This window comes from Streptomyces rubrogriseus, from assembly GCF_027947575.1.
In the GTDB taxonomy this organism is placed as follows: Bacteria; Actinomycetota; Actinomycetes; order Streptomycetales; family Streptomycetaceae; genus Streptomyces; species Streptomyces rubrogriseus.
The window spans coordinates 2,392,649-2,405,521 of record NZ_CP116256.1 but is presented as its reverse complement, the minus strand read 5'-3'; the positions used below and the strand labels follow the sequence as shown (position 1 = coordinate 2,405,521).

Annotated in this window: 13 protein-coding genes; 9 read left to right on the top strand and 4 right to left on the bottom strand. The window is 73.4% G+C overall.

Features of this window, described 5'->3' with window-relative positions:
• The first annotated feature begins 36 nt into the window (after window positions 1–36).
• Complete coding sequence (locus tag Sru02f_RS10620; protein ID WP_109033630.1) at window positions 37–798, top strand: SDR family oxidoreductase; 762 nt, start codon at window positions 37–39, stop codon at window positions 796–798.
• Entirely contained in the window at window positions 795–1,871 is a 1,077-nt protein-coding gene (locus Sru02f_RS10615) for an L-idonate 5-dehydrogenase (protein WP_109033629.1), read from the top strand. Before Sru02f_RS10620 ends, Sru02f_RS10615 begins: the two co-directional genes overlap by 4 nt.
• Window positions 1,872–1,895: 24 nt before the next feature.
• Here the strand turns inward: Sru02f_RS10615 and Sru02f_RS10610 are convergent, their stop codons facing one another.
• Window positions 1,896–3,434, bottom strand: a complete 1,539-nt coding sequence (locus Sru02f_RS10610) for an APC family permease (RefSeq protein WP_109033628.1) — start codon at window positions 3,432–3,434, stop codon at window positions 1,896–1,898.
• Between the two features lie 56 nt (window positions 3,435–3,490).
• A complete protein-coding gene (locus Sru02f_RS10605) occupies window positions 3,491–4,441 on the bottom strand; it encodes a tetratricopeptide repeat protein (protein ID WP_164272300.1) in 951 nt (316 codons plus the stop codon).
• 307 nt (window positions 4,442–4,748) lie between these two features.
• On the opposite strand from Sru02f_RS10605, the gene Sru02f_RS10600 reads away from it, so the two are divergent.
• The 6 genes from Sru02f_RS10600 (at window position 4,749) to Sru02f_RS10575 (ending at window position 9,890) form a co-directional block, all read left to right on the top strand.
• Window positions 4,749–5,642, top strand: a complete 894-nt coding sequence (locus tag Sru02f_RS10600) for a DMT family transporter (protein WP_109034112.1) — start codon at window positions 4,749–4,751, stop codon at window positions 5,640–5,642.
• Window positions 5,643–5,673: 31 nt separating this feature from the next.
• Window positions 5,674–6,207: an NUDIX hydrolase gene (locus Sru02f_RS10595; protein ID WP_167469712.1), complete on the top strand. Its 534-nt coding sequence runs from the start codon at window positions 5,674–5,676 to the stop codon at window positions 6,205–6,207.
• A 537-nt stretch (window positions 6,208–6,744) separates the two neighbouring features.
• A complete protein-coding gene (locus Sru02f_RS10590; RefSeq protein ID WP_109033625.1) occupies window positions 6,745–7,137 on the top strand; it encodes a YidH family protein in 393 nt (130 codons plus the stop codon).
• A gap of 2 nt (window positions 7,138–7,139) precedes the next feature.
• Complete coding sequence (locus tag Sru02f_RS10585; RefSeq protein WP_109033624.1) at window positions 7,140–7,469, top strand: DUF202 domain-containing protein; 330 nt, start codon at window positions 7,140–7,142, stop codon at window positions 7,467–7,469.
• A 175-nt stretch (window positions 7,470–7,644) separates the two neighbouring features.
• Window positions 7,645–8,670, top strand: a complete 1,026-nt coding sequence (locus Sru02f_RS10580; RefSeq protein ID WP_109033623.1) for a phosphotransferase family protein — start codon at window positions 7,645–7,647, stop codon at window positions 8,668–8,670.
• A 5-nt stretch (window positions 8,671–8,675) separates the two neighbouring features.
• Window positions 8,676–9,890 (top strand): acyl-CoA dehydrogenase, encoded by a 1,215-nt coding sequence (locus Sru02f_RS10575; RefSeq protein ID WP_109033622.1) that lies wholly within the window; start codon window positions 8,676–8,678, stop codon window positions 9,888–9,890.
• A gap of 10 nt (window positions 9,891–9,900) precedes the next feature.
• Here the strand turns inward: Sru02f_RS10575 and Sru02f_RS10570 are convergent, their stop codons facing one another.
• Window positions 9,901–10,494, bottom strand: a complete 594-nt coding sequence (locus tag Sru02f_RS10570) for a TetR/AcrR family transcriptional regulator (RefSeq protein ID WP_109033621.1) — start codon at window positions 10,492–10,494, stop codon at window positions 9,901–9,903.
• 158 nt (window positions 10,495–10,652) lie between these two features.
• A complete protein-coding gene (locus Sru02f_RS10565; protein WP_109033620.1) occupies window positions 10,653–11,423 on the bottom strand; it encodes an SDR family oxidoreductase in 771 nt (256 codons plus the stop codon).
• A 172-nt stretch (window positions 11,424–11,595) separates the two neighbouring features.
• Here Sru02f_RS10565 and Sru02f_RS10560 point away from each other — a divergent pair, with 172 nt between their 5' ends.
• On the top strand, window positions 11,596–12,861 hold the full coding sequence (locus Sru02f_RS10560) for an exo-beta-N-acetylmuramidase NamZ family protein (protein WP_174855166.1): 1,266 nt from the start codon (window positions 11,596–11,598) through the stop codon (window positions 12,859–12,861).
• Window positions 12,862–12,873: the final 12 nt, after the last annotated feature.

Below are 12,873 nucleotides of genomic sequence, written 5' to 3'. Positions count from 1 at the left end.
ACCAGCCGGAAGGAACAGCAGGACAGGAGTACGACGATGACGGCCCACCCCCTCTTCGACATCGGCGGGCGCACCGCCCTGGTGACCGGCTCCAGCCGGGGCATCGGGCTGGCGCTGGCCCGGGGCCTCGCGGAGGCCGGCTGCCGGGTGATCCTCAACGGGCGCGACGGCGACCGCCTGGCGAAGGCCGCCGCCAAACTGCCCGGCGAGGTCCACACGGCGGTGTTCGACGTGACCGACGGTCCGTCCGTGACCGCCGGGATCGCGGAGGCCGAGGAGCGGGTGGGCCCGCTCGACATCCTGGTCAACAACGCCGGGATGCAGCTGCGGGCGCCCCTGCTGGAGTTCGCGGACGCCGACTGGCACCGCATCCTGGACACCAATCTCACCAGCGCCTTCCTGGTGGGCCGGGAGGCGGCACGCCGGATGACGGAACGCGGCCACGGCAAGATCGTGAACATCTGCTCGCTGCAGAGCGAGGTGGTCCGCCCGGGCATCGCGCCCTACGCGGCCACCAAGGGCGCGCTGAAGATGCTCACCAAGGGCATGTGCGCCGACTGGGGCCCGTACGGCGTCCAGGTCAACGGGCTCGGCCCCGGGTACATCGAGACCGAGCTGACCCGGCCGCTCGTCGAGGACGAGGAGTTCAGCACCTGGGTGCGCGGCCGCACCCCGGCGGGCCGCTGGGGCCGTACGGAGGACCTGGTGGGCGGGCTGCTGTTCCTCGCCTCGCCGGCCGCGGACTTCGTCGGCGGACAGATCCTGTACGTCGACGGCGGAATGACGAGCGTGCTGTGAGCGCCGGCGAGCGGGCCCCGGAGGAACGCGTGCCGGGCTGTGTGATCCACGGGGCGGGCGACCTGCGGGTGACGGACGTACCGGTCCCGCCGCCCGGCCCGGGCGAGGCGCTGGTCGCGGTGCGCTACGGCGGGGTGTGCGGCTCGGACCTGCACTACTGGCGGCACGGCGGGGTCGGCGACTTCCGTCTGCGGGAGCCGATGCTGCTCGGGCACGAGGTGGTCGGGACGGTCGTGGCGTACGGCTCCCCGGACACGCCGGGCCCGGCGGCCGGGACGCCCGTCGCGGTGCACCCGGCGACCCCGTGCGGGGTGTGCCCGGAGTGCGTGGACGGGCGGCGCAATGTCTGCCGGGACACCCGCTACCTGGGCAGCGCTGCCCGCTTCCCGCACGTCCAGGGCGGCTTCGCGGCGCGGATCGTGGTCCCCGCCGGACAGCTGCGCCCGCTCCCGGCCGGGCTGGACCCGCGCCGCGCCGCCCTCGCGGAGCCGCTCTCCGTCGCGCTGCACGCCGTACGCCGGGCCGGTGATCCGGCCGGCCGGCACGTGCTGGTCACCGGTGCCGGGCCGATCGGCTGCCTGGTGGTCGCGGCGGCGAAGGCGGCGGGCGCGGCCCACGTGACCGTGACGGACCTGCTGCCCGCGGCCCTGGAGTACGCGCGGGCCGCCGGCGCCGACACCCTCGTACGGGCCGACGACCCGGACGACGCCGGTTGGCCGGTGGAGGTGGACACCGCCGTCGAGGCCTCCGGGGTGGCCGCGGGCCTCGACACCTGCCTGCGGCTGGTGCGGCGCGGCGGTGTGGTCGTCCAGCTCGGCATGCTGCCCCCGGGGCAGAGCCCCTTCGCCGGGAACCTGCTGGTGAGCCGGGAGATCGAGCTGCGCGGGGCGTTCCGCTTCGACGGCGAGTTCGACGACGCGCTGCGCCTGCTCGCGGCCGAGCCCGCGTTCGACGCGCTGGTCAGTGCGGTGGTGCCGGTGCGGGACGCGGTATCGGCGTTCGAGCTGGCCGCGGACCGGAGCCGGTCCTGCAAGGTGCTGCTGGACTTCGGCGCGGCCCCGGCCGCCGTCTGAGTTCCGGAACGCTCCCCACCCGCGTCAGGAGGACGCGGCCTTGTCCAGCTGGAACGCCTCGTTGCCCTGGCCGATGCGGGCGTGCCGCTCGGGCGCCCGGGAGCGCAGGACGAGGCCCTGCACCACGCCCGCGACGGCGGCCAGGCCGATGATGCCGGGCAGCACCCAGCTCAGGGCGGAGCCGGGCCCCGCGCCGACGAGGACGTCGAAGTCCTTGACCGTGTACCCGGCGATCACCAGCAGGGCGATGCCCGCGACGGTGGAGGTGACCAGGCGTGCGCCCTGGGCCCCGGCGGCGCCGCGCCGGACGAAGAAGGCCACGACGGAGAACGAGGCGGCGGCCATCAGCACGATCACGCCGAGGGCCCCGATGTTGCCGCCCCAGGTGAACAGGTGCAGTACGGGCTCGGTCGGGTCGCCGTTCGGCTTGTCGTCGGCGATCGCGAAGCCGATGACGACGACCGCGGACACGGCGGTCTGGAGCAGCGAGCCGGTACCCGGCGCGCCGCTGGTACCGCTGGTCCGCCCGAAGGCGGCGGGCAGCAGCCCCTCGCGCCCCATGGCGAACGCGTAGCGGGCGACGACGTTGTGGAAGCTCAGCAGCGCGGCGAACATCCCGGTGACGAACAGGACGTGCAGCACGTCGGTGAAGGTGTCGCCGAGCCGTGACTCGGTCAGGAAGAACAGCAGTCCGGCGCTCTGCTCCTGCGCGGTGCCGACGATCCTGTCCGGGCCGGTGGCCACGGTCAGGGCCCAGCTGCTGAGCGCGAAGAAGACGGCCACCCCGCCGACCGCCAGGAACATGACACGCGGAACGAGCACGTGGGGCCGGCTGGTCTCCTCGGCGTACACGGGCGCCTGCTCGAACCCGAGGAAGGCGGCGATGCAGAAGCAGAGCGCGGTGCCGACCCCGGCGCCGCTGAGGGTGTCCGGGTTGAAGGCGTGCAGCGACAGCCCCTGGGCCCCCGGGTCGGTGACGGCGGCGATGTCGAACACCACCACCAGCGCGACCTCGATGAGCAGCAGTACGCCCAGTACGCGCGCGTTGACGTCGATCTTCAGCCAGCCCAGCGCGCCGACGGCGAGCACCGCCAGCAGGGCCGGGATCCACCAGGCCACGTCGAGGTCGGCGTAGGTGGCGAGCAGGCCGGAGACCTCGAAGCCGAAGATGCCGTAGATGCCGACCTGGAGGGCGTTGTAGGCGACCAGCGCGACCAGGGCCGCGCCCGCGCCGGCGGTGCCGCCGAGCCCGCGGGAGATGTAGGCGTAGAAGGCGCCCGCGTTGTGGACGTGCCGGCTCATCTCGGCGTATCCGATGCTGAACAGGATCAGCACCACGCCCAGCACCACGAAGAGCAGTGGCTGCCCGACGATGCCCATGACCGCGAAGGTGGTGGGCATGACGCCCGCGACCACCATCAGCGGGGCGGTGGCGGCGAGCACGGACAGCAGCAGCCCTCCCGTGCCCAGCCGGTCGGCGCGCAGCGCGCGCTCCTCGCCCTTGAAGGTGCTGATGGCGCCACCGCTCGCGGAACCGCTCGTGCTCGAACTGCCCGTGGTCATCGCAGGACGTCCTTCTCTCTCATGGCTTTCGTGTGGGTGGTGTGCGTCGGGGCGGGTCAGGCCGTGCCGAGCGCGCCCGCGCGGGCGGCACGGAAGGCGGCGAACGGGTCGCGGTCCGGGTACGACCACGGGGCCGGCGTGGCGTGCTCGCCGATGCGGTGGAACAGGGCGGCGGCCTCGGCGCCCCGGCCCTCGCAGGACTTGGCGTGGGCGAGGAAGTTGAGGTCGATCAGCCGGCGCGGATGGCCGTCCTGCTCCCACTCCAGCCACCAGTCGAAGGCCGCCTTCATCACCAGCCGGGCGCGCCGGCCGACCCAGTGCCCCGAGGCCCGCGGGTCGGGGGACTCGTGGCCCGCGGCGGCCAGCACGCGGTAGCGCTCGGCGTGCGCGACGACCGGGAGGATGGCCAGCGGGGAGTCGGCGGGCGCCTGCTCGGCGGCCCAGTTGGCGAAGTCGTACACCTCGTGCAGCGGGTCGGGGCCGCCGTCGCCGCCGCGCTCGGCGAGCCGGGCCACCATCAAGTGGTGGGCGTGGTGGTGGTCGGCGTACCGTCCGCGCACCTCGTCGAAGACCCGGACGACGTCCTCGTCGGCGCCCAGGGAGCGTTCCAGCACGAGGAGCCCGAGCCAGGGCGTGGGGTCGTCCGGCACGAGGGCGGCGGCGGCCCGGCACGCCTCGCGGACCCGGTCCGGCTTCTCCTTCCCGCGCAGGGCCCGGTGCACCAGGGCGTGGGCGAGCAGTACCGACGCGTCGGCGGAGTCGGGCTCGGCGAGCAGCCACTCGCGGGCCCACGGGGCGCAGTGGGACTCCTTGGCGAGAACGGCCACCCGGTGGCCCCGGCGGTCCCAGTCGTCACCCGTGTGGACCAGCAGGGAGCGGACGGACTGCCACCGCCCCTGGGCCAACGCGGCACGTGCGGCGACGAGTTCGGCGTCGTCGAGGGCCTCGTCGAAGGTCTGGGCCGCGCGTTTGCGGCCGCGGCCGAGGGGAGGCGGGGGTGGGGACACCGCGGGAAACTTCCTCACGCGACGCGGTAGGTCGTCGTAGCCGGACTGCCATGACCGGATTGCCATGAACTGATCACGCACAGCAAACCGGCAGCCAATGCTTGACGTCAAGAGGAATCAGCCCGTTACACGCGTCAACTCGCGTGACAGCAGGGGAACTTGCCCCTCGGTCGACCCTCCGGCGCCGACCCGGACACCCGCCGCGGGCCCGCCCCCGAATGCGCCACTCGCCCGGCATCCGTCGCTCGCCCGCACTAGAGTCGTCCCCGACGCCCCCGTGACCCGACTGACGATCGAGGTACGCAGCGTGTCGGTTCTCGTCCTGGTCCTCGCCGTGTGCGCCGCATGCTGTCTGGGGTTCGGCTTCGTCCTCCAGCAGAACGCGGCCCAGCGCGCCCCGCTGGGCGACTTCCTCTCGCCCCGCCTGCTGCTCGACCTCGTCCGGGTGCCGCGCTGGCTGGCCGGCATGGGCCTGATGGTGGCCGGTCTGGTCCTCGGTGCGGTAGCGCTGGGCGGCGGCGAACTGACCCTCGTCGAACCCCTCCTGGCGACGAACCTCCTCTTCGCCCTCGCCCTCTCCCGCATCCAGACCCGGCAGCCGCTGGGCCGCCAGGGCTGGGCCGGTCTGGCGCTGCTCGCGGGCGGGGTGACCGCGTTCATCCTGGCGGGCGAGCCGCGCGGGGGCAGCGCGGTGACCGATCCGCTGCGGCACTGGCTGATCGTCGGCGTCATGCTGGGCGTGGCCCTCCTGCTCACCCTGTGCGCCGCCCGGCTGCGGCTGACCTGGGGCCCGACCCTCCTGGCGCTGGCCGCCGGCCTGGTGTACGGGGTGCAGGACGCGCTGACCCGGGTCAGCGGCCGACGCTTCTCGGCGGGCGGCCTCGCGGAAGTGCTGACGAGCTGGCAGCCGTACGCCGTGGCGGTACTCGGGATCACCGGTCTGGTCCTGGTCCAGAGCGCCTTCGAGACGGCGCCCCTCCGCAGGTCGCTGCCCGCGCTGACGGCGGCCCAGCCGCTCGCGGGCATCGCCTGCGGGGTGGGCTTCCTCGGCGACCGGCTGCGCACCGACGCCGGGGCGCTCGCCTGGCAGGCGAGCGGCCTCGCGGCGGTCGTGGCGGGCATCGTCCTGCTGGGCCTGCACCCGGCGATGCCGCAGGGCACGGGCGAGAGTGGGCGCGAACGGGCGCTGGAGCGGAGCTGAGGCCTGCGGCGTCTGCTGCTTGGATGGGCGCATGAGCTCTGCTGACGAGATCCTCGACATCGTCGACGAGAACGACCGCGTCGTCGGGCAGGCCCGGCGCGGCGACGCGTACGCGCGGGGGCTGCGGCACCGGTGCGTGTTCGTGTGGGCCCGGGACCCCGAGGGGCGTGTCTTCGTCCACCGCCGCACGGCGACGAAGCTGGTGTTTCCCGCGCTGTACGACATGTTCGTCGGCGGGGTGGTCGGCGCGGGCGAGTCCTACGACGACGCGGCGCTGCGGGAGGCGGAGGAGGAACTGGGGGTGAGCGGACTGCCGCGCCCGGAGTTCCTGTTCAGGTTCCTGTACGACGACGGGGCCGGGCGGACGTGGTGGTCGGCGGTGTACGAGGTGCGGGTGGCGGGGGCGGTGTCTCCTCAGGTGGAGGAGGTGGCGTGGCACGGGTTCCTGCCGGAGGCGGAGCTGGAGGGACGGCTCGGGGAATGGGAGTTCGTGCCGGACGGTTTGTCGGCGTATGCGCGGCTGCGGGCCTGGCGGGGGTCGAGTGGGCCGGGGCCGATGGGGTGACCCGGGATGCGGTGGCCGCCTGACCCGGCGTCGTCTTGGCACCCGGGGTGGGTGCGGGCGCGAGGGGGGAGCGCGGCCCGGCGTAGCGGGGTGCCGCTGCGCCCACCCGTGCCGCCCCAGCGGCACGACTGCCCGCAGTTACGGCAGGGGGGCGGCGACTGCCCGCAGCTGCGGCGGGGGGCGACGACGGCCCGCAGCGGCGGCCGGGGGCGACACGGCGGGGAAGCCGCGTACGGCGAGAAGGGGCGCAGGGCGAGGGCGGGCCGCAGCCGCGTACGGCGAGAAGGGGCGCGGAGCGAGGGCGGGCCGCAGCCGCGTACGGCGAGAAGGGGGCGTGTCGGGGGGTGTCCGCCCGCAGCGGTTGGCGCGTCAACGCCCCGAGCCTCTTCAAGTGACCGATTCCGCGCCGTTCCGAGGACGGACACCCCCCGGCGCGACCCCGACCCACCCACCGCACGCACCGCGCTACACGCACCCCCACCGAACCCGCGCAGGCCGCCGCAGGCGCCCGTGGTGGGTGCCGGATATGGTCCCCGAGTGATCGGATTCGTGCGGAGCGTTCGGCTGTGGTTCGTGCCTGCGGAGGTGCGGCGGGAGGGAACCACCCCCGACTACCGGTTCTCGCTGGCCAACGAGCGTACGTTCCTGGCCTGGCTGCGTACCGCCCTCGCCCTGATCGGCGGCGGATTCGCGGTGGATCAGTTCCTCCCCGACCTGCGCTGGGGCTGGCGGGTCGGCCTCGCGCTCGCGCTGCTCGCCGCGGGCGTGCTGTGCTCGCTGCGCGCGGTGAACCACTGGGCGCGCTGCGAACGCGCCATGCGCCGGGGCGAGGACCTCCCCGTCTCCCGCTTCCCGGCACTGCTCAGCCTGGTCGTGGCCGTGGTCGCCGTCGTCATGGTCGTCGTGGTCCTCGTCGGCTGGGAGGTCTGAGCGTGAGCGGGGCCGACGCGGCACCCCCGGGCCGCGACCCCGGGCTCCAGCCCGAGCGCACCCGGCTCGCCTGGCGCCGCACCACCCTGTCCGGCACGGTCGTCGCCGTGCTCGCCGCGAAGGCCGCGCTGCACGGCGGGGCGACGGCCCTCTCGGTGCTCGCCGTCTCCCTGTGCTGCGTCCTCTGGCTGGCCTTCCTCCTGATCGCCCACGGCCGCATCCGCACCCTGGCCTCGGCCACCAGACCCCCCGCCCTCCCCCCGCCGCACGCCGCCGCGGCGGCCCTGTGCACGCTCGCCCTCGCCGTCTGCGGGGCGTTCCTCGTCCTGTGAAGGCATGAGGTCCGTGCATGAGGTCCGTGCATGCGGTCCGTGCATGCGGTCTGTGCGTGAGGTCCGTACCCGCCCTCCCCCGTAACACCGATCACGTTCCACCCACCCACTGGACGGCATACCGACCGGTCGGCATCATGTGTCGGGTACTGTTCACCTGTCCCAGGGAGAGCCGATGAGCCCCGACCACCCGCCCGGACTCGATCTCGACCGCTTGCGCGTCCTGCTCGACCGCGAGCGGCCCGGCCTGGTGACCGGCCCGCTGTCCGGCCGGCTGATCGAGGGCGGACGGTCGAACCTCACCTACGCCGTCACCGACGGCACCGCCCGCTGGGTGGTACGACGCCCCCCGCTCGGCCACGTCCTGGCCACCGCGCACGACATGCGGCGCGAGCACCGCGTCATCAGCGCCCTGCACCCGACCGACGTGCCCGTGCCGCGCCCGGTACTGCTGTGCGAGGACGAGGAGGTGCTGGGAGCGCCGTTCTACGTGATGGAGTTCGTGGACGGCACCCCGTACCGCACCGCCGAGCAGCTCGCCCCCCTCGGCCCCGAGCGCACCCGCGCCGCCGTGCTGAACCTCGTCGACACGCTGGTCGGACTGCACGCGGTGGACCCCGCCGAGGTGGGCCTCGCGGACTTCGGCCGCCCCGACGGCTTCCTGGACCGCCAGCTCCGCCGCTGGGCCAAGCAGCTCGACGCCTCCCGCAACCGCGAGCTGGCCGGCATCGACGAGTTGCACGCCACCCTCGGCCGTGAGCTGCCCCGCTCGCCGTCCCCCACCGTCGTCCACGGCGACTACCGCCTCGACAACGTCCTGATCGGCGGCGAGGGCGACGAGATCCGGGCGATCCTGGACTGGGAGATGTCCACCCTCGGCGACCCGCTGACCGACCTGGGCCTGCTGGTGATGTACAGCAGCCCGCTCGGCATGCCCGACTCCCCCGTCTCCACCACCGCCCAGGCCCCCGGCCACCCCGCCCCCGCCGAGCTGATCGAGCGGTACGCCGCCCGCTCGGGACGCGACGTCACCACGGTCGCCTGGTACACCGCGTTCGCGTGGTTCAAGCTCGCCGTGATCCTGGAGGGCATCCACTACCGCTACACGCTGGGCCAGACGGTCGGCCGCGGCTTCGACCGCATCGGCGACCTGGTCCCCGTCTTCATCGAGCACGGCCTGACCACCCTTCAGAAGGGCTGACCCGCATGGACTTCGCGTACGACGCACACACCGAGGAACTCCGCGCCCGGCTGCTCGCCTTCATGGACGAGCACGTCTACCCGGCCGAGCAGGTCGCCCACGAGCAGCGCGCCCGCCTCGCCTCGCCGTGGGACACCCCGCAGGTCGTGGAGGACCTCAAGGCCGAGGCCCGCCGCCAGGGCCTGTGGAACCTGTTCCTGCCCGACGCCGAGCACGGAGCCGGCCTCACCAACCTCCAGTACGCCCCGCTCGCCGAGATCACCGGCCGCAGCCCGCAGCTGGCGCCGACGGCGACGAACTGCGCGGCACCGGACACCGGGAACATGGAGGTGCTGGCCCAGTTCGCCGACGAGGCGCAGCGCAAGCAGTGGCTGGAGCCCCTGCTCGCCGGGGAGATCCGGTCCGCGTTCGCGATGACGGAGCCGGAGGTGGCCTCCTCCGACGCCACGAACATCACCACGCACATCGAGCGCGACGGCGACGAGTACGTCGTCACGGGCCGCAAGTGGTACATCTCCGGGGCGATGAACCCGGACTGCAAGGTCTTCATCGTGATGGGCAAGACGGACCCCGACGGCGAGGACATCCGCCGCCAGCAGTCGATGGTGCTGGTGCCGCGCGACACGCCCGGAGTGACGGTCGACCGGGCCATGCAGGTGTTCGGCTACGAGGACCACTACCACGGCGGCCACGCCGAGGTGACCTTCGACCACGCGCGCGTGCCGGTGTCGAACCTGATCGGCGAGGAGGGCGGCGGGTTCGCCATCGCCCAGGCCCGGCTCGGTCCCGGCCGGATCCACCACTGCATGCGGCTGATCGGCATGGCCGAACGGGCGATCGAGCTGATGTGCCGCCGCGCGGTGTCCCGCAACGCCTTCGGCAAGGCGCTGGCCCAGCAGGGCGTGGTCCACAACTGGATCGCGGACGCCCGGGTCACCGTCGAGCAGCTGCGGCTGCTGGTGCTGAAGACGGCCTGGCTGATGGACACGGTCGGCAACCGGGGCGCGCACACCGAGATCCAGGCCATCAAGATCGCCACGCCCCGCGCGGTGGTCGACATCATCGACCGGGCGATCCAGCTGCACGGCGCGGGCGGTGTGAGTCAGGACTTCCCGCTGGCCGAGCTGTACGCGGGCGCGCGGACGCTGATGATCGCCGACGGCCCCGACGAGGTGCACCAGCGCTCGCTGGCCCGCAGGGAGCTCAAGAAGTACCTGTGAGGCGGGCGCCTCAAGGGCGCAGGGCGCGCAGCAGCAGGTCGGCGAGGTGGTCGGCGACCTCCTGCGGGCTGAGCGGGCCGTCGGGGCGGTACCAGGTGGACAGGTGGTGGATGGACCCGAAGTGGTAGTCCACCACCAGGTCGGCCGGGATCTCCTTGGTGAAGACGCCGGTCCGCTGTCCCTCCTCGATCAGCGCGCGGAAGCGCTCGTGGTAGCGCCGGCGCTCGGCGCGCACCTGTTTGTTCTTCTCCGGGCTGAGCTGGTGCATGGAGCGGAAGAAGATCGACGCGTCGTCGAGGTTCTCGATGGTCGTGACGACGACGTCGGCCGCCGCGTCCCGCACCCGCTTCTCGACCGGCTCGTCGGCGTCCGCGAAGGCGTCCAGGCGTTCCTGCTGGAGGCGCAGCACGCGCGCGTACACCTCGTGCAGGAGGTCGTCCTTGGAGCCGAAGTAGTGGTAGAGCGCGCCCTTGGTGACGCCCGCCGCCTCGACGATCTCCTGTACCGAGGTGCGGTCGTAGCCCTGCTCGGCGAAGAGCCGGGTGGCGGCGGCCAGGAGCCGCTGCGGCACCGGAGTGCCGTCCCCGTCCGTGGTCCTGGGCACTGCCGTCACCTGCCTTTCCGTTGCACTGTCCGTTCCGTGCGTTCAGTGTCCGTCCTGATGCCTGTGGGAACGCGGTTCCCGACGGAGGATCTTCCCACTTGCCGTCCCCGGCGCGTCGGGCAGGGCGGCCCGGACCGGGGCGCGCACCCGGGAGGGGGTCACCGGGCGGTGGTCTCCTCCCACTGCCGCTGGAGCCGGTTCATGCCGTGCAGCCACCGGTCGGGGTCGGCCGCCCGGGCCTGGTAGTACCCGGCCACCTCGGGGTGCGGCAGGATCAGGAAGCGGTCCTCCTCGATGCCCTGGAACAGGGCGTCCGCGACGTCCGCCGGTTCGATCGCGGTGGGCCGCAGGACCAGGTCGCCCGCGCTGCCGCTGCTGGCCAGCATGTCGGTGCGCACCCCTTGCGGACAGATGGCGTGCACCTTGATCCCGCGATGGCGGTAGGTCAGGGACAGCCACTCGGCGAAGGCGTACGCGCCGTGCTTGGTGACGCTGTAGGGGGCGGCCCCGATCATGGTGAGCAGCCCGGCGGCCGACACGGTGGAGACGAACCGGCCGCTGCCGCGCTCCAGCCAGTCGGGGAGCAGCTCGTGGGCCGCCCGCACGTGGGCCATGACGTTGACGTCCCAGGCGAGCGCCCAGACGGCCTCCTCCGCGGCCTGCGAACCCTCCGACCCGACGCCCGCGTTGGCGCAGTACACGTCGACTGTGCCGCCCAGTGCCGCACGGGCCTCGGCGACGATCGCCGAGGCGTCGCCGGGGACCGCGATGCCGCCGATCTCGTCGGCGACGTCCTTCGCCCGGGCGGCGTCCAGGTCGTTGACGACGACCCTGGCTCCCTCGGCGGCGAAGCGGCGGGCCAGCGCGGCCCCGATGCCGCCTCCCGCCCCGGTGACGACGACTCCGGCATCCTGGACGGCTTCCACCATCGGTCTCCTTCGGCACGGCTCGGGCACTGCTCGCCCCTTGTTGCAGCGTCAGACTAACCAGTCGGTATGTCGTACGGAAGAGGCGAACCGCGGTCTACTCCATTCCCCGCGCCGGGGAGTGCGGGTTAGCGTGCGTGCGCATGACACCCGCCGCGATCACGGAGGTCACCGCATGACGCTGTCCAGACGGAACCTGCTCGCCACGACGGCCGCGGTGGCGGCCGGCACCACCGCCGCCACGGCGGCGGGCACGGCCCACGCGGCACCCGCGGGCCACGGGGGCGGGGGCCGCCGGCTGCGCACCGGCTTCGAGCGCCTCGTCGACGACGGCTACGCCCGGCTCGACGGACAGAAGGTCGGCGTCGTCACCAACCCGACCGGCATCACCCGGGACGTGCGCCACATCGTCGACGTCATGCACGCCGACGACCGGGTGAACCTGACCGCTGTCTTCGGCCCCGAGCACGGCTTCCGCGGCACGGCGCAGGCGGGCGGCTCCGAGGGCCGCTACGACGACCCCGCCACCGGGCTGCCGGTCTACGACACGTACCTGAAGAGCGGGCAGCCGCTCGCCGACGTGTTCACGGCGTCCGGCGTGGACACCGTCGTCTTCGACATCCAGGACGTGGGCGCGCGCTTCTACACGTACATCTGGACGCTGTTCGACTGCATGGAGGCGGCCTCGCTCGCCGGGAAGCGGTTCGTGGTCCTGGACCGGCCGAACCCGGTGACCGGGCGGGCGGCCCTCGGGCCGGTCCTGCACAAGGAGTTCGCGACCTTCGTCGGGCGGCAGCCGATCGCGCAGGCGCACGGCATGACGGTCGCCGAGCTGGCGCTCCTCTTCAACGGCGAGTTCCTGCCGTCGCCGGTGCCGCTGGAGACGGTGACGATGACGGGCTGGAAGCGGTCGGAGTTCTACGACGCCTCCGGGCTGCCCTGGGTGCCGCCGAGCCCGAACATGCCCACGCCGGAGTGCGCGCTGGTGTACTCGGGGACCTGCCTGTTCGAGGGCACCAACCTCTCCGAAGGGCGCGGCACCACCCGCCCGTTCGAACTGCTGGGCGCCGAGGGCGTCGACGGGGGCTGGGCCGCCGCCGCGAACGACGTCGGCCTGCCGGGAGTGCGCTTCAGGGAGGCGTACTTCGCGCCCACCTTCTCCAAGTTCCAGGGCAAGACCGTCGGCGGTGTGCAGCTCCACGTGCACGACCGGGCCGCGTTCGACCCGGTGCGCACCGGAATCGCCCTCCTGGTGACCGCCAAGCGGACCTGGGACGGCTTCGCCTGGCGGTCGGACAACTGGATCGACAAGCTCACCGGGTCCACGCGGGTGCGCACGATGATCGACGCGGGCGCGGACACCGACGAGGTGGTGCACGGCTGGGAGGCGGAACTGGCGGCGTTCCGCAGGACGCGCCGCCAGTACCTCCTCTACAGGTGACCTGTGGGTCGG

Excerpts from the sequence above, each read along its gene's own strand:
- Sru02f_RS10620 (WP_109033630.1), top strand. The coding sequence starts at position 37 with ATGACGGCCCACCCCCTCTTCGACATCGGCGGGCGCACCGCCCTGGTG.
- Sru02f_RS10610 (WP_109033628.1), bottom strand. The coding sequence starts at position 3,434 with ATGACCACGGGCAGTTCGAGCACGAGCGGTTCCGCGAGCGGTGGCGCC.
- Sru02f_RS10595 (WP_167469712.1), top strand. The coding sequence starts at position 5,674 with ATGAGCTCTGCTGACGAGATCCTCGACATCGTCGACGAGAACGACCGC.
- Sru02f_RS10580 (WP_109033623.1), top strand. The coding sequence starts at position 7,645 with ATGAGCCCCGACCACCCGCCCGGACTCGATCTCGACCGCTTGCGCGTC.
- Sru02f_RS10575 (WP_109033622.1), top strand. The coding sequence starts at position 8,676 with ATGGACTTCGCGTACGACGCACACACCGAGGAACTCCGCGCCCGGCTG.
- Sru02f_RS10565 (WP_109033620.1), bottom strand. The coding sequence starts at position 11,423 with ATGGTGGAAGCCGTCCAGGATGCCGGAGTCGTCGTCACCGGGGCGGGA.
- Sru02f_RS10560 (WP_174855166.1), top strand. The coding sequence starts at position 11,596 with ATGACGCTGTCCAGACGGAACCTGCTCGCCACGACGGCCGCGGTGGCG.